General features: G+C 37.3%; 15 protein-coding genes. 11 read left to right on the top strand and 4 right to left on the bottom strand.

Translation table 11 applies throughout. From position 1 onward, the window contains the following. Positions 1–34: 34 nt before the first annotated feature. Positions 35–1,429, bottom strand: coding sequence for an O-antigen ligase family protein (locus ABH955_RS15090; protein ID WP_002186616.1), 1,395 nt, complete (start codon positions 1,427–1,429; stop codon positions 35–37). A 329-nt stretch (positions 1,430–1,758) separates the two neighbouring features. On the opposite strand from ABH955_RS15090, the gene ABH955_RS15085 reads away from it, so the two are divergent. The 3 genes from ABH955_RS15085 to ABH955_RS15075 all read left to right on the top strand — a co-directional run bounded on the left by ABH955_RS15085 (position 1,759) and on the right by ABH955_RS15075 (position 3,348). Beyond that, complete coding sequence (locus ABH955_RS15085) at positions 1,759–2,547, top strand: enoyl-CoA hydratase (protein ID WP_002010905.1); 789 nt, start codon at positions 1,759–1,761, stop codon at positions 2,545–2,547. Positions 2,548–2,683: 136 nt separating this feature from the next. Further along, positions 2,684–3,004 carry a hypothetical protein gene (locus ABH955_RS15080; protein ID WP_404446254.1) on the top strand — a complete coding sequence of 107 codons (321 nt, stop codon included), beginning with the start codon at positions 2,684–2,686 and terminating at the stop codon, positions 3,002–3,004. A gap of 17 nt (positions 3,005–3,021) precedes the next feature. Beyond that, complete coding sequence (locus ABH955_RS15075) at positions 3,022–3,348, top strand: nucleoside triphosphate pyrophosphohydrolase (protein WP_000109207.1); 327 nt, start codon at positions 3,022–3,024, stop codon at positions 3,346–3,348. Positions 3,349–3,368: 20 nt separating this feature from the next. On the opposite strand, the gene ABH955_RS15070 is transcribed toward ABH955_RS15075, so the two are convergent. Continuing rightward, the gene (locus ABH955_RS15070) at positions 3,369–3,548 is read right to left on the bottom strand and encodes a hypothetical protein (protein ID WP_001103322.1); all 180 of its coding nucleotides are present in this window, start codon (positions 3,546–3,548) and stop codon (positions 3,369–3,371) included. A 127-nt stretch (positions 3,549–3,675) separates the two neighbouring features. Between ABH955_RS15070 and ABH955_RS15065 the strand changes: the two genes are divergently transcribed. The 3 genes from ABH955_RS15065 to ABH955_RS15055 all read left to right on the top strand — a co-directional run bounded on the left by ABH955_RS15065 (position 3,676) and on the right by ABH955_RS15055 (position 7,662). After that, positions 3,676–4,725, top strand: coding sequence for a M42 family metallopeptidase (locus ABH955_RS15065; protein ID WP_404455561.1), 1,050 nt, complete (start codon positions 3,676–3,678; stop codon positions 4,723–4,725). 220 nt (positions 4,726–4,945) lie between these two features. Next, a complete protein-coding gene (locus tag ABH955_RS15060) occupies positions 4,946–6,535 on the top strand; it encodes an N-acetylmuramoyl-L-alanine amidase (protein WP_404455564.1) in 1,590 nt (529 codons plus the stop codon). A 173-nt stretch (positions 6,536–6,708) separates the two neighbouring features. Beyond that, complete coding sequence (locus ABH955_RS15055) at positions 6,709–7,662, top strand: TRM11 family SAM-dependent methyltransferase (RefSeq protein ID WP_404455567.1); 954 nt, start codon at positions 6,709–6,711, stop codon at positions 7,660–7,662. Positions 7,663–7,815: 153 nt separating this feature from the next. Here ABH955_RS15055 and ABH955_RS15050 read toward each other — a convergent pair whose 3' ends face one another. After that, the gene (locus ABH955_RS15050) at positions 7,816–8,031 is read right to left on the bottom strand and encodes a YflJ family protein (protein ID WP_404455569.1); all 216 of its coding nucleotides are present in this window, start codon (positions 8,029–8,031) and stop codon (positions 7,816–7,818) included. Positions 8,032–8,271: 240 nt separating this feature from the next. Between ABH955_RS15050 and ABH955_RS15045 the strand changes: the two genes are divergently transcribed. The 5 genes from ABH955_RS15045 (at position 8,272) to ABH955_RS15025 (ending at position 13,865) form a co-directional block, all read left to right on the top strand. Then, positions 8,272–8,625 carry a DUF3870 domain-containing protein gene (locus ABH955_RS15045; protein ID WP_105589600.1) on the top strand — a complete coding sequence of 118 codons (354 nt, stop codon included), beginning with the start codon at positions 8,272–8,274 and terminating at the stop codon, positions 8,623–8,625. Positions 8,626–9,153: 528 nt separating this feature from the next. Continuing rightward, positions 9,154–10,092: a glutarate dioxygenase GlaH gene (glaH, locus tag ABH955_RS15040; protein ID WP_404455572.1), complete on the top strand. Its 939-nt coding sequence runs from the start codon at positions 9,154–9,156 to the stop codon at positions 10,090–10,092. A 59-nt stretch (positions 10,093–10,151) separates the two neighbouring features. After that, on the top strand, positions 10,152–11,354 hold the full coding sequence (gene lhgO / locus ABH955_RS15035; RefSeq protein WP_404455575.1) for an L-2-hydroxyglutarate oxidase: 1,203 nt from the start codon (positions 10,152–10,154) through the stop codon (positions 11,352–11,354). 310 nt (positions 11,355–11,664) lie between these two features. Next, on the top strand, positions 11,665–12,717 hold the full coding sequence (locus tag ABH955_RS15030; RefSeq protein ID WP_404455578.1) for a proline racemase family protein: 1,053 nt from the start codon (positions 11,665–11,667) through the stop codon (positions 12,715–12,717). A 170-nt stretch (positions 12,718–12,887) separates the two neighbouring features. Further along, positions 12,888–13,865 carry an ornithine cyclodeaminase family protein gene (locus ABH955_RS15025; protein ID WP_404491283.1) on the top strand — a complete coding sequence of 326 codons (978 nt, stop codon included), beginning with the start codon at positions 12,888–12,890 and terminating at the stop codon, positions 13,863–13,865. Between the two features lie 499 nt (positions 13,866–14,364). Here the strand turns inward: ABH955_RS15025 and ABH955_RS15020 are convergent, their stop codons facing one another. Further along, a complete protein-coding gene (locus ABH955_RS15020; RefSeq protein WP_404455584.1) occupies positions 14,365–14,703 on the bottom strand; it encodes a hypothetical protein in 339 nt (112 codons plus the stop codon). Between the last annotated feature and the right edge of the window lie 238 nt (positions 14,704–14,941).

Here is a 14,941-nt window from a genome sequence, read left to right as displayed (position 1 = left end):
GAAGCAGCCACCGAGATCTGATGGCTGCTTCACTTTATTCTACCTCTAAATCAACAATTAAGTAAGCGAGTATAACAACGAAGAAAATACTAACGGCCGGCGCTGTTAGTACGTGACCGGACATAAAGGCAATTCCAAGTGATAGTATAACGGCACTAGCTAGTAGCATATATTTCACAGTTAATATTTTCTTAAAGTTTGTTATGATGCTGAGTAATAATTTAATACCGAAGTAAAGGAATGGTATGAAGTAAATAAGAGAACCGATGATTCCGAATGCAAAGAATATGTCATGGAAGTCCATTTCGATTAATTTAATTTTAACCGTATAGTTACCAGCATAGCCCATTCCGAATAATTTTTGTGATAGTGGTGCGTCTTTATAGTATTGTTTGTATACTTTTAAAAACTTATCGCGATCACTGTAAATTAAACTTTTGACCTCAGAGTCTGTTAGTTCACCTTTTGCATGTTTTTTCTCTGCGTCAGGATCTTCTTTAATTATTTTTCCTTCTTTTCTATCCTTTTCTTCTTGTACTGATTTTTTGTATTCGTATATTTGCATGTGGATGCCCATATTTTTTGCGATAGGAGTATGCGGTGTAAGGGCAATTAAACCTCCTAGTATAATAGCGGCAACAACTGTATTTACGAGATATGTGAATCCTTTTCCTTCTTTTTTGCGATGAACCATATATTCAATGAATGAGAATAAAAGTGCCACGCCAAGCGTTAGAACAATTGCACCATATCCTACTTTAGTTCCGACCATAATACTTGCATACATCGCGAGTATTGTTGGAATCCAGTAATAGATTTTCGAGAAAGAAGTTGTTTTATGAATCGAATATAACACTACGATTGGGAACATAATTGCAAAAATAGAACTTAAATCATTCCCAGCAAAGAACCAACCTCTTGAACCAATCTTTGAGTGAGGGTAGCTTGGGAAATCTGTACTAGTTTGCATCGCAACAATCAGTGTGATGCTTAAAATTAAAGTTGTATATAAGAAATATGTAATGATTTTATGAAATGCATATTCTTTATTTTTTAACTCTTTAAAGGCGATAATATATCCAAACAGTAGCACAATTGGATATATGCTCTTTAAAATAAATTTCACTTCTTCGCCAAATGAAACTGGAGATTTAATCATCATATTATTTACAAGACCAATTGCTAGTACGATCCCGAGTAGGCATAAATAGAGAATGTACTTTTTCGCCCCATGTTGTTTTCTATGAAGAAGTAGATAACCTAATGCAAGAAGCATAAAGGCGAAACGGACTACGATTCCAACTGTTGCGCTCATGTGTAATACATAGATTGAAAAAGACGTTAATAAATCTAAAATTGGTTGAAACACAATGAATAGCAATAGGAAATGCGGGAAGTAGTTATCCGTTTGTTTCAACTTATTAACCATATATTCCTCCATTTCTTCATTCCTTTAGTTCAATACCCAAGAGATGGGGATAAAAGCCTTATTTACATAATAAGGCGAATGAATTTCAATATTTGTTTTTTTGAATCAAACTTAAGAATACACCATTTCATTGTAATGGTAAATAGATGAAAAGCATGGATAAACCGACTTTAATTTCTATATTTTTTAACGAAATTGTATGTTTTATACGGATATATATACAAATTATGAGGATATTAGACAGAAAATTAAGAAAAAAGAAGGATTTTTAACATACTTTCTATAATTATATAAGTATAATCTTTATGTTGAAAAGAGGGGTATATATAATGGAAGTAACAAGTAAAACAGAATCTGTTGTTGTGAAATATGAAGGGCGCGTAGCAACGGTTATGGTTAATCGTCCAGAGGTTTTAAATGCATTAGATGAACCAACGTTAAAAGAGTTATTACAAAAGTTGAAAGAAGTGGCGGAAAGTTCTGTTCACGTTGTTGTGTTGTGTGGAAGTGGCCGTGGTTTTTCTGCGGGTGGAGATATTAAATCAATGCTTTCAAGTAATGATGAAAGTAAGTTTGAAGGCATCATGAATACAATTTCTGAAATCGTTGTGACGTTATATACGATGCCGAAGCTTGTTATTAGTGCAATTCATGGGCCGACTGCTGGACTTGGATTAAGTATCGCATTAACGGCTGATTATGTCATGGCAGATATATCATCAGTTATTGCGATGAACTTTATTGGAATCGCTTTAATTCCAGATGGTGGTGGCCATTTCTTCCTTCAAAAGCGCGTCGGTGAAAATATGACGAAGAAAATCATTTGGGAAGGGAAGAAATTATCAGCGACAGAAGCGCTAGATATCGGTTTAATTGACGAAGTAATCGGTGAGGATTTCCAAACGGCTGTGAAGCAAAAAATTAATGAATGGTTACAAAAACCAATCAAGGCAATGATTCAAACGAAACAAATTTTATGTGAAGTAAATCGTTCTAATTTAGAACAAACGCTTCAGCTCGAAAAGCGTGGTCAATATGCGATGAGACAAACAGCGGACCATAAAGAAGGTATTGCTGCTTTTCTAGAAAAACGTTTACCAGCATTTAAAGGGGAATAAAGTGAAACTTTAATCCGTGGGGATCTGTTTATCCCCCGCGGATTATTAGTCTTACTGCCCGTTAATTCGAGATAAAGGGAAGAAAGTGCTAACACATTTTAGTATAATTGTGTTAGCACTTTTTTAGGAGTAATAAATGAAGAAAATTATCGGTGTTATCGTTATTATTTTACTTATATATTATGCTTTGCATAGTACACCATCTCTTGCGGTACGGACTGCATTATTCTTTGAGGGACATCCAGCTGTTGCTTTCTCTGGTGAAGTGAAGAAAGAACGGGATGTGAAAAAAGAGGCGATTCCTGATGAGTACGGGACCTTATACGGCGATAAGAAAGAAGAACCAGAGCATTACTTCTTTCCGGTAGTAAAGGCGCACGGATCAGGAATTGATATGTTAAGTGCTTGTGTGGAAAAAGAGTGGTTTTTCTATAAGGCAGAGCTTGGGTGTTATTAAAAATAGGAGGAACAGTGATGTCAACTTATAACAAATTAGTAAGAGACCGTGTCCCGGAGAAAATTTTAATGTCTGGAAAAACATATACAGCACAAAAATTAACAGGACAAGCTTACATACAAGCATTAGCGAAAATTGGTACAGAAGAAATTCGTGAATTTGCTTCAATGAAAGAGCGTGAACATGCGCTAGATTCACTTGCAGATGCACTTGAAGTTATTATTTCATTAGCTCGCGCAGAAGGTGCAACAATTGAAGATATAGAGCGTCTTCGTAAGAAAAAAGAAGAAGAGCGCGGCGGATTTACAAGAGGGATTTATTTGATGGACGTTTCGGAAGAGTAGTTTTATAGAAAAAGCACAGCTTACTCAGTAGCACTGTGCTTTTTTCCTGCAATTAGGCTAACGATTAAGAAGATAGCTGTTAATGTCCAGCCGATTGCAATAGAAGTAGTAGTGTGAAAGACATAAGAAACTTGTAAACATAGTAATGATGATAAAAACCAAATAAGTGCAATATGTACATGTTTTTTCGTTACATTCATTTTTGTTATCTCCTTTTTACTTACTAAACTAAATTTTACTATAATTTAGAAAATTAAACTATATGAGTAGAGGTTTTATCGTAATTTCGCTATACTAAATAGTAGAGAGAATGAGGAGGAAACGACAATGGCACATCATACGAAAGAAACGATGGAACTTATTAAGGAGCTTGTCTCTATTCCAAGTCCATCTGGAAACACGGCGAAAATTATTAATTTTATTGAAAACTATGTAAGTGAGTGGAATGTAGAGACGAAGCGTAATAATAAAGGTGCTCTTATTTTAACGGTTAAAGGAAAGAATGATGAGCAGCATCGTTTATTAACTGCACACGTTGATACGTTAGGGGCAATGGTGAAAGAAATTAAGCCTGACGGTCGTCTTCGTCTATCTATGATTGGTGGATTTCGCTGGAACTCTGTAGAAGGAGAATATTGCGAAATTGAAACGTCAAGCGGTAAGAAATATACAGGCACAATTTTAATGCATCAAACTTCTGTCCATGTGTACAAAGATGCAGGGGAAGCGAAGCGCGATGAGAAAAATATTGAAGTGCGTATTGATGAGCGTGTCTTTTCAGCAGATGCAGTACGTGAGTTAGGAATTGAAGTAGGAGACTTCGTTTCATTTGATCCACGCGTTCAAATTACAGAGAGTGGATACATAAAATCACGTCATTTAGACGATAAAGTAAGTGTAGCAATTCTATTAAAATTAATTAAAAGATTGCAAGATGAAAAGGTAACATTGCCATATACAACACATTTCTTAATTTCTAATAATGAAGAAATTGGATACGGTGGAAACTCAAATATTCCAGAAGAAACGGTAGAATATTTAGCAGTTGATATGGGAGCGTTAGGTGATGGACAAACATCTGATGAATATACAGTATCCATTTGTGCGAAAGACTCTAGCGGTCCATACCATTACGCTTTACGTAAGCATTTAGTTGAATTGGCGAAAGCGAATGCTATTGAATATAAAGTGGATATTTATCCCCACTACGGATCAGACGCATCAGCTGCGATTCACGCTGGATTTGATGTGAAACATGCATTAATTGGAGCTGGTATTGATTCTTCTCACGCATTTGAGCGTACGCATGAAAGCTCGATTGCACATACAGAAGCACTTGTTTATGCATATGCGTTATCAGAAATGATAGTAGAATAGTGAGAGGGTGGTTGATTCTATGAATCAGCCACTTTTTTGTGCATAAAAAATACTTTAATTGTATTTTATTGTACAATATTAAGAAAGTAGGTTTACTACAGAATTCTAGTATTATAGAATGATAGAGGAGCACTAATTTTTTTTTGCTCGCATTTGTTATAATTTGTATATTAAGATTACGTGTTATTGTAAATGATTTTTGAGAGGAGTATTATTTTTTATGAAGTATCGTGCAGTCGCGGCTGGTATTTTAGCCGCAAGTTTATTATCGTCTCCAGTTAGTAGTTTCGCAGCAGGGAAGAAGTTTTCGGATGTTCCTACATGGGCGCAGGAATCGGTTGACTATTTAGTAGGGAAAAAAGCGCTTGATGGAAAACCAGACGGAACGTTTTCTCCATCTGAAGCAGTAGATAAAGGATCAGCTGCAAAAATATTAGCAGCAGTTCTTGGCTTACCAATTGATCCAAAAGCGAAACCATCTTTTAAAGATTCGCAAAACCATTGGGCAGCACCATATATTGCCGCGGTAGAAAAAGCGGGTGTAATTAATGGAGATGGTACTGGGAAATTCAATCCATCAAGCCAAATTAACCGTGCATCAATGGCATCTATGCTTGTACAAGCATATTCATTAGATAAGAAAATTATTGGAGAACTTCCAACGCAGTTTAAAGATTTGGAACCTCATTGGGGTAAGAAACAAGCTAATATTTTAGTAGCTTTAGAGATTTCAATGGGTACAGGAAATGGCTGGAATCCTGACGGTACTGTAAGTCGTGCTGAAGCAGCTCAGTTCATCGCGATGGCAGATAAAAATAAAACAAATACATCGAAAAGAATGTATATGAATAGAAACTTTATTACATATCATCAAGCATCGTTATCATCTGGTATTACTGACACTCAACATAAGCCACAAATGCTTGAAGTGAAAGAGCAAAGAGCGGACGGTTGGTTGAAGGTTGTAACAAGTAAAGGTGAGAAGTGGACACCATTACAAGAAAAAACAGAGTCTATTAATCAAGAATTCACTACATATCAAGAAGCTTCACATACGTCTACAGTGGCAGGCACACATAAAGCACAACAAGTAACTGTTATTGAAGAGAAAGATAGCTGGATTCGTATCCGTATGGGAGCTGGCTTCCAATGGGTGGATAAAAATCAATTAAACCCAGTGAAGCAAGGTAACTTCCTAGAAGGTAAAGCGATTATTATTGATCCAGGTCATGGGGGAATTGACTCAGGGAATCCTGGTTATTATGAGAAAGAAAGTCAAACCGTATTAGATGTATCCTTACGATTACAGAAAATATTTGAGAAAAAGACACCGTTTACTGTGTTATTCACTCGTACAGATGATACACGTCCAGGAACAAGTGCTTCTGATTCTTTAAAGAAACGTGTAGAATTTGCTCAAAAAAATAATGGGGATATCTTTGTAAGTATCCATGGTAATGGTACGGAAAGTAAAAATGGACAAGGTACAGAAACATTCTACTATGAATCAGCGACAGCAAGAGGGACAAACCCGAATGTATCAGAAAGTCGTTTATTAGCAGAGAAAATTCAAGAGCGTCTTGTAGATGCACTTGGAACAAAAGATCGCGGTGTGAAGAAAGGCGATTTATATGTAATTAGAGAAAACACGATGCCAGCTGTATTAGCAGAATTAGCATTTGTAGATAATAAAAACGATGCAGATAAAATTGCTACACCAGAACAGAGACAAAGTGCAGCAGAAGCTATTTATCAAGGTATTTTAGATTACTACGAAGCAATGGGTAATGACGTATCTTCGTACCGTTAATAAATAGAGAGAATGATAGAAGAGATTGCTGAGATGCAGTCTCTTTTATTTATTAAATGAATTATAAAGGTTTCTCTTTATTTCGAGCATATGATATCATTTAATTTTACGTAAAAAAGGTATTCGAGTAATTGTGATCATAACAATTTTAAACGATAAAGGATGATAATAGATTGAGTAATCATAGTAAAACACCTGCATGTATATATACGTATGCATTTCGCGAAGAGGAGCGTGCTTTATGTTACTTGGAAATGCGCTCGTTCTTTGGAATGGAGTCTCACGTTAATATTTTGAAAAGTGATGTCAAAATTGACCCGAGTAGAAGTGCTTTTATTAAAGAGCGCGTTGAGGTTATGTACGAAGGAGACGACTTAGAAAGCATTCTAAAACAAGTGGAACAAATTGATTTGGCGGGGGCGACATTTAAAGTTATCTTCGTTAAAATCAATGATCTTGGCAAAGAAAATAAAATTGAATATGGGGAAAGACGTCTCATTGAACGAGACCTCGGCATGCATATTGAAGGAGAAGCGGATGTTCGTAATCCAGAGCGTGTATTCGGGATTGTTCCTCTTGGAGGACGCTGGTACTTCGGACACTATGTAGAAAGTGAGCCAGTTTGGTATCATCACATAAAAAAACCGCATAGTTATTCGACATCTCTTAGCACACGTGTTGCGAGATCAGTTGCAAATATTGCTGTGCCAAATCCAGATGGAGTACGAGCAATTGACCCGTGCTGTGGCATTGGAACAGTAGTAGTAGAAGCACTTTCTATGGGAATTAACATCGTTGGTAGAGATATTAATCCACTTGTAGTTCTTGGAACGAGAAAAAACATCGCACATTTCGGGTTTGAAGGAACAGTAACAAAAGGTCCAATTGAAGAAATTACTGAGAACTACGACGTTGCAATTATCGATATGCCCTACGACTTATTTACACATGCAACACCAGAAGACCAGTTCTCCATTCTTTCAAGTGCGCGCCGCATTGCAAAAAAGGTAGTCGTTGTCACGATGGAAACAATGGACGACATGATCCATGAAGCAGGATTTGAAATTACAGATCGCTGTATTACAAGAAAAGGATCATTTTCTAGACAAATTCTTGTTTGTGAATAAGAAAGAAAGGTCACCCGTTTGGGTGACCTTTTTTTGGTTTGTATTGATGTGTGATTGGTTGGTGGAATGGAGGGATGATTTGGCGGGATTTGTTGATAAGTCGATATTTTATGTCGAATCGCTGATATATTCAGAGAATCAACCGATATCAAATTACTCTTCTTTCGTTATCTCTTGTTGTGCGATTAATAAATTGCGTAATACGTGTGCGCGGTAACTTTCTAGTTTTCGTCCTTCATGATAGCGAACACCTAATTTTTTTAGCTCAGCTACGTACCAGCCTTTTGTTCCGTAATACATGAGACCACTTCCTTTTTTCTTTTGAACAGTATATGTGCCGGGGCGAGAGAATTTTCTTTTTTTATTCATGAAATTTGCGGAATTTGATATTGAATATTCAGTTTATTTTTAATATGATTAACTTATTATCGGATGACAGTGATTAGCCTCGCTGTAAGCCCGGATTTATGTTTGAAAATGAAAAGAGTAACTTCTTTCCACTTGAGCTTCTTTAGCAGAAGTACGAGCTATAAGGATAAGGGTAGTAAAATTCAATGCAAATGTGTACATTGTTTTTCTGGCTCTTAACATAGTAACGGAGGATGAAATATGCGTAAAGGGACATTTTTTATGGCAGGACATTCGAGACTTCCGAAAGGGATGGCTGTTCGCAGTATGTATGAAACATTAACGATTACAATTGAGGCAGATCATAAATATCACGTTATTATTGAAGCGTCATGTACGCTTGCGACAGAGCACGGTAGAGACTTCGTCGCTCAAATGTTGAGAGGGCATAGTTTGCAAGATGGTATTGAAGAAATCGTTCAAGATATTACGGACCATTATCAAGGAAAAGCGCAAAATGCTATCGTCAGTGCGGTGAAAGATTTACATCGCCAATATGTAAGTTATTTAAATGATGAACAGCCCAGGGGAGAGTGCGAGGAAACAACACCATAAAAACTTTCTAGTTTACAACCATAAACGAGAGCTAGTTGTGTTTCTTTTAAAGAGATACGACTGGCTTATTTTATTGAGGAGGCAAGAACTATGAAAAAGTTAAATGAAGTGTAAGTTGTAAAACAAGAGATGAAAAAAAGAGGGTGCGTAGAAAGTAAGGGGATTTTTAAAATGTATAAAGTATGTAGAGAAAATAATAAAAAACGAATTGACAGTTAGAATATTTTGAATTATTATTTAATTAATAAGATCCATACGAGAAATTAGCCTTCTCTATATTCGATCTTGCTTTCCTGTTTTACAAATATTTTCATACAAACTGTCTATTATTATTGTACTTTAAGAGATTAAAGAACACTCGTAATTATGAGCCAGTTGTACGTTTCTACGATTTTATGTCGTGGATACGTATGACTGGCTTTTTCGATGTTAGGGCAGTAAGACCGAATCTCAGCATAAGAAGATAAGGATAACTGTCTGTAAAAAACGTCAATAAGTTCTTCATATTTAAATTAGGGAGGAATTGAAATGTCGATTATTACAGAACAAAATGCAAAGATGAAATTTGCAAAGAAATATGAGGGGTATGAGATTGTTCCTCATCCAGAGCATAAACGTTTATATCATATTACGCTAAACGAGCAATTGCTTAAGCAGTTTTTTGAAGAGGTAAAAGAGCATTCAGAGCAGTCACTGCAATATATTCCTTATTCTCGGTTTAATCTTGCTGATGACATGAGAAAGATTTTTGGGCAATCATTTATGGATAACATTCGCGGCATTATTCATGACCGTGAAACGGGCGGATTTACGATTGGGGTGCAAGGTGAAACGGCAGATCCAGCAGACTATGTGAAATTTGCAACAGCGTTAACACATTTAATCGGGGAGCCAAACTTTGATGCAATGACAGGAACGTACTATGCTAGATTTAATGTGAAAGATACGGATAGTAGTGATTCTTACCTTCGTCAAGCGTACCGATTGTTTACACTGCATACAGACGGTACATTCGTTGATGAGCCGACAGATTGGCTGCTTATGATGAAAATTGAAGAGCAAAATGCAGTAGGCGGAGAATCTCGTTTACTACATTTAGATGATTGGGAAGACCTTCAGAAATTTAGAAATCATTCGCTCGCATCTGTTAAGGTTACGTATAAAGCACCACCAAGTAAAAATGCGCAAGAAATCGTCTATCGTGAAACATTTTTTGATGTAAATAACGCACCATGTATTTGCTTTATTGATCAGTTCGCTTATCCAGATAATATTGAACAAGCAAACTATCTGAAAGACTTATCATATTCTGTTGAAAACTCACCAGCAACACATGCATTGAAATTACCAATTGGTGACCTAGTTCTTTTAAACAACTTATTTTGGATGCACGGAAGAGCTGCATTTGAAAAAAATAAAGATTTATATAGAGAACTAATGCGTCAACGTGGTTGTTTTTCTAAATAATATGTACGGCGGGTCTTTCAAGGAGACCTGCCTTTTATACTATTAAGGGGGGAAGTAGGATGTATGACTTTATAATTATTGGCGGAGGAATTGTTGGTCTATCAACTGGGATGGCTTTAACGAAAAAATTCCCTCGTGCGAAAATCGCGATCATTGAAAAAGAAAAGGAACTTGCACATCATCAAACTGGACATAATAGCGGAGTAATTCACTCTGGGATTTACTATAAACCAGGGAGTTATAAAGCAAAGTTTGCTAAAGAAGGAAACGCAGCTATGGTTCAATTTTGTAAAGAAAATGACATCGCTTATGACATGTGCGGGAAAGTAATTGTCGCTACAGAAAAGGACGAACTTCCTCTTTTACATAACTTATATGAAAGAGGCTTACAAAACGATTTACATATTTCAAAAATAGGTAAGGAAGAATTAGCTGAAATTGAACCTCATGTAAAGGGACTTGGGGCAATCCGTGTTCCTTCTTGCGGAATTGCTGATTATAAAGGCGTAAGTTATGCATTTGCTCGCTTAATTCAGGAAAGTGGGGGAGAAGTACATTTAGGAACAGCGGCGGAGCGTATTACTGAGAAGAAAGACGCTGTAACAATTGAAACGAATCAAGGTGTATTTAAAACGAAATTTCTCATTAATTGCGCCGGCTTACATAGTGACCGTATTGCGAAAAAGACAGGCATATTAACGGATATGAAAATTGTTCCGTTCCGTGGTGAATATTACGAACTTGTTCCAGAAAAACGCCATCTTGTAAAACATTTAATCTATCCAGTTCCAAATCCAGAATTCCCATTTCTAGGTGTTCATTTCACAAGAATGATAAACGGAGACGTACATGCAGGACCAAATGCCGTATTAAGCTTCAAACGCGAAGGCTATACGAAAACGGACTTTGATATAAAAGACTTCATAGAAACAATGACATACGCAGGCTTTTGGAAAATGGCGATGCCAAATATGAAAGAAGGCATAAAAGAAATGGTGCGCTCATTTAGTAAACAATCATTCCTAAAAAGCTTACAGCGCTTAATACCAGAACTTACAGAGAAAGATATCGTGCCAACACATGCAGGTGTAAGAGCACAAGCCATTTTATCAAACGGAAATATGGTTGATGACTTCTGCATTATCTCTGGCATCAATTCCCTGCATATTTGCAACGCACCGTCTCCGGCTGCAACGGCTAGTATAAAGATTGGTGAGGAGATTGTAAGGCAAGTGCCGGATGTGGTGGCGGTTAGGGTTTGATGGGTCCCCCGAGGTTTTTGGGGGATTTTTTTAGTTTTGGATGCCCGGGCGGGGCTGGTTGTAGCTTAATGGTCGCTAACTGTCTACTGTATAAAAAAGTAGACAGTAGTGTATGCTTTTTTTAAAAATGTATACAGATTTATCCCGCTATTTGTGGGCAGTAAGACCCCCACCTCAAAATTCAGCGAAAGCAAAGGATCTAGGTGTGGGTCGGGCTGCCCGTAAAAGCCCGATTGGTGTGGGCTAATAATCAGTGGGGGATGAAGCCCCCCCACTGATTAAAGTTTCACTTTATACTCTATGCGTTGGCATGATACTTGCAATGAAAATAGTATTAACATATAGGGGAGAGATAGAAATGAAGGTTAGTAAAGTGTACACGACAATTGATGCTCACGTAGCTGGGGAACCACTTCGAATCATTACGGGCGGAGTACCAGAGATAAAGGGAGAAACGCAATTAGAAAGACGCGCATACTGTATGGAACATTTGGATCATCTTCGTGAGGTTCTTATGTATGAACCGAGAGGACATCACGGCATGTACGGTTGTATCATTACTCCGCCCGCAAGTCCTCATGCTGATTTTGGCGTATTATTTATGCACAATGAAGGCTGGAGTACGATGTGTGGTCACGGAATTATCGCTGTTATTACAGTTGGAATTGAAACAGGTATGTTTGAAGTGACAGGTGAAAAACAAAAATTTATTATTGATAGCCCTGCCGGGGAAGTCATTGCGTACGCAAAATTTAACGGGAGCGAAGTAGAGTCAGTATCATTTGAAAACGTTCCTTCGTTCGTATATAAGAAAGACGTTCCTATAAAAATAGATGACTATGAATTTCAAGTAGATATTGCGTTTGGCGGAGCATTCTACGCTGTAGTGGATAGTAAAGAGCTTGGTTTGAAAGTCGATTTCAAAGATTTAGCTGCAATTCAAACGTGGGGCGGTAAAATTAAATACTACATTGAAAGTCAAATGGAAGTAAAACATCCACTTGAAGAAGATTTAAAAGGAATATACGGCGTTATTTTCTCAGATGAACCGAAAGGAAAAGACGCTACTTTACGAAATGTAACGATCTTTGCTGATGGGCAAGTAGACCGTTCCCCTTGCGGTACAGGAACATCCGCAAGAATCGCAACTCTTTTTGAAAAAGATGCCTTACAAAAGGGAGAGATTTTCATCCACGAATGCATTACTGACGGCCAATTTGAGGGAGAAGTATTATCCGTAACAGCGGTAGATACATATGAAGCTGTCGTTCCGAAAGTAACGGGGAATGCATTTATTACAGGGTTTCATCAGTTCGTTGTAGACCCGAGAGATGATTTGAATCGGGGATTTTTGTTAGGATAAAGTGAAACTTTAATCAGTGGGGGTTTTGTCCATCCCCACTGATTATTAGTTGAACCAATCGGGCGTTTACGGGCAGTTGATCTCCCGCCTAACTTCTTTGCTCAAGCTGAATTTTGAGGTGGGAGTCTTACTGCTCGTTAATGCGGGATAAGAGGAGGTGGTGGAAAGATATGCTAGTCATAAGCGCGAACGAACAAAGAAACTTAGTAAATATGAACGAAGTCATTGAATACGCGGCGCTTGCTTTAAAAGAATTTTCAGCAGAAAGAACGATCACACCAATTCGCGGCTCATTACCATTTGCGAACGGGCAAAATACTGCGTTAATTATGCCTTCGGTAGCGGAAGGACTTGAAGCACTCGGTTTAAAAGTAGTAACGGTAGCTCCTCACAATAAAAAGATAGGAAAGAAAACGATAAACGGGATCGTTATGCTATCAGACTTTCAAACGGGAGAACCACTCGCACTTTTAGAAGGATCGTACTTAACGATGATTCGAACAGGCGCCTTATCAGGAGTAGCGACAAAACATTTAGCTCGTCATAACGCAAAAACCTTATGCATTATCGGTAACGGTGAACAAGCGAAAGGAATTGCAGAAGCTGTACTCGCCGTTAGGGATATTGAAAAAATCATCCTATACAACCGAACAGAAGAAAAAGCGTATGCATTTGCGCAATATATACAAGAAAAATTCAGCAAACCGGCTTACGTTTACACAAATCCAAATGAAGCAATAAGCGAAGCAGACATCATCGTCACAACAACGAATGCATCCACACCAGTCTTCTCAGAAAAACTACAAAAAGGCGTCCACATAAACGCCGTCGGTTCATTTAGACCGAGCATGCAAGAACTACCATCCCACGCCATCGCGAACGCAAACAAAGTAGTAGTCGAATCAAAAGAGGCAGCACTAGAAGAAACGGGTGACCTTCAAGTTCCTATAAAAGAAGGCTTATTTGAAGCGAGCGACATCCACGCCGAACTTGGTCAAATCATTAGCGGAGAAAAAGCTGGTAGAGAGAACGATGAAGAGATTACTGTTTTTAAATCAGTTGGTTTGGCGGTAGTGGATATTATCGTTGCGAAGTATTTGTATGAAAAAGCGGTGGAGTGTGGAGTGGGGAATAGGATTGAGTTTTGAAGGACTGCCTTTTGGTGGTCTTTTTGTTGTGGGGGATAAGTTACTCTGTTTGGCGATTCAAATATTTTTGTATATGAAAGTGTGTTGAGATTGTGGTGTTTTTTGTTTATAATACGCTTTTGCATCTCAAATGTAATGCAAAAGCTAGTGTTAAAGGGCATTCACAAGTAGTTGTTGAACTCCTTCGCAAGGGAGAGCTTGAATGATAAGAAAGCAGCCGACTTTTATACAAAGAGTCGGCTATTTTTCTGTTTATTTAATACTTTAAAGATACACAACTTAAAGAATATAAGATATTTATGTTCAAAACACCTTGGTAATTGATTAGAGAAATGAGTTTGGAAAATAGATTGATTTTAGTTAGAGAAGAAGAACTTAGAAAAATATCAGTATTTGATTCTAATGGAGTTGTTTTTGTTTGTCCCTTATTTTCTAATTGGAGAATAAGGGACAAAGTTTTATGAAGGAGTAAATTTAGGCACTAAGTATGCAGATCTTTTTACCATTCCCGCCATTCTTCAGTTATATCTTCTTCGGATTCTAAGCCAGCTATTCGTGCTGCTGTATCGATAAATTCATAGAGATCTTCTCTTTCCATTGTTTCGATAAAATAGTCATGTTCGATATTTAATTCGTTTATTTTAATAACTACCTCTTTAACGACTTGCATTATTTCGACTTCGGTTGGATTCTCACCCAATAGCTCTAAATTGTTAATGTAAGTGTCGAGAACTTTATTTGTTGCACTTATATTTTCTTCAGTGAAAAACTCCCCATCTTCATCATGCTCAACCCATGGGGTTGTTGGTTTGTTTTTTTTCAATTCATCAAATGTCATGATAACCTCCTAAAAATGTTTTTTTATCTTTAATCTCATTCTACATTTTCAATTATATATAACAACCATTTCAGAGGAATTTCCTATAGGCTGCTAGTTTTTCAACGCATTTTACGAGGCCATCTATTCGTGGTCTTTTTATTTTATCATCCGCATAAATATATTTTATCCCGCATTAACGGGCAGTAAGACTCCCACCTCAAAATTCGGCGAATGCGGAGGAGTTAGGTGGGAGATC

This window comes from Bacillus sp. RC240, from assembly GCF_044907945.1.
Lineage (GTDB): Bacteria > Bacillota > Bacilli > Bacillales > Bacillaceae_G > Bacillus_A > Bacillus_A mycoides.
Note: the sequence above shows the minus strand (reverse complement) of the source record. Positions and strands in the feature narration are given on the sequence as shown.

Bases quoted from the DNA above. Each gene is read 5' to 3' on its own strand.
- ABH955_RS15090 (WP_002186616.1), bottom strand. From the start codon at position 1,429: ATGGTTAATAAGTTGAAACAAACGGATAACTACTTCCCGCATTTCCTA.
- ABH955_RS15085 (WP_002010905.1), top strand. From the start codon at position 1,759: ATGGAAGTAACAAGTAAAACAGAATCTGTTGTTGTGAAATATGAAGGG.
- ABH955_RS15080 (WP_404446254.1), top strand. From the start codon at position 2,684: ATGAAGAAAATTATCGGTGTTATCGTTATTATTTTACTTATATATTAT.
- ABH955_RS15075 (WP_000109207.1), top strand. From the start codon at position 3,022: ATGTCAACTTATAACAAATTAGTAAGAGACCGTGTCCCGGAGAAAATT.
- ABH955_RS15070 (WP_001103322.1), bottom strand. From the start codon at position 3,548: ATGAATGTAACGAAAAAACATGTACATATTGCACTTATTTGGTTTTTA.
- ABH955_RS15065 (WP_404455561.1), top strand. From the start codon at position 3,676: ATGGCACATCATACGAAAGAAACGATGGAACTTATTAAGGAGCTTGTC.
- ABH955_RS15060 (WP_404455564.1), top strand. From the start codon at position 4,946: ATGAAGTATCGTGCAGTCGCGGCTGGTATTTTAGCCGCAAGTTTATTA.
- ABH955_RS15050 (WP_404455569.1), bottom strand. From the start codon at position 8,031: ATGAATAAAAAAAGAAAATTCTCTCGCCCCGGCACATATACTGTTCAA.
- ABH955_RS15045 (WP_105589600.1), top strand. From the start codon at position 8,272: ATGCGTAAAGGGACATTTTTTATGGCAGGACATTCGAGACTTCCGAAA.
- glaH (WP_404455572.1), top strand. From the start codon at position 9,154: ATGTCGATTATTACAGAACAAAATGCAAAGATGAAATTTGCAAAGAAA.
- lhgO (WP_404455575.1), top strand. From the start codon at position 10,152: ATGTATGACTTTATAATTATTGGCGGAGGAATTGTTGGTCTATCAACT.
- ABH955_RS15030 (WP_404455578.1), top strand. From the start codon at position 11,665: ATGATACTTGCAATGAAAATAGTATTAACATATAGGGGAGAGATAGAA.
- ABH955_RS15025 (WP_404491283.1), top strand. From the start codon at position 12,888: ATGCTAGTCATAAGCGCGAACGAACAAAGAAACTTAGTAAATATGAAC.
- ABH955_RS15020 (WP_404455584.1), bottom strand. From the start codon at position 14,703: ATGACATTTGATGAATTGAAAAAAAACAAACCAACAACCCCATGGGTT.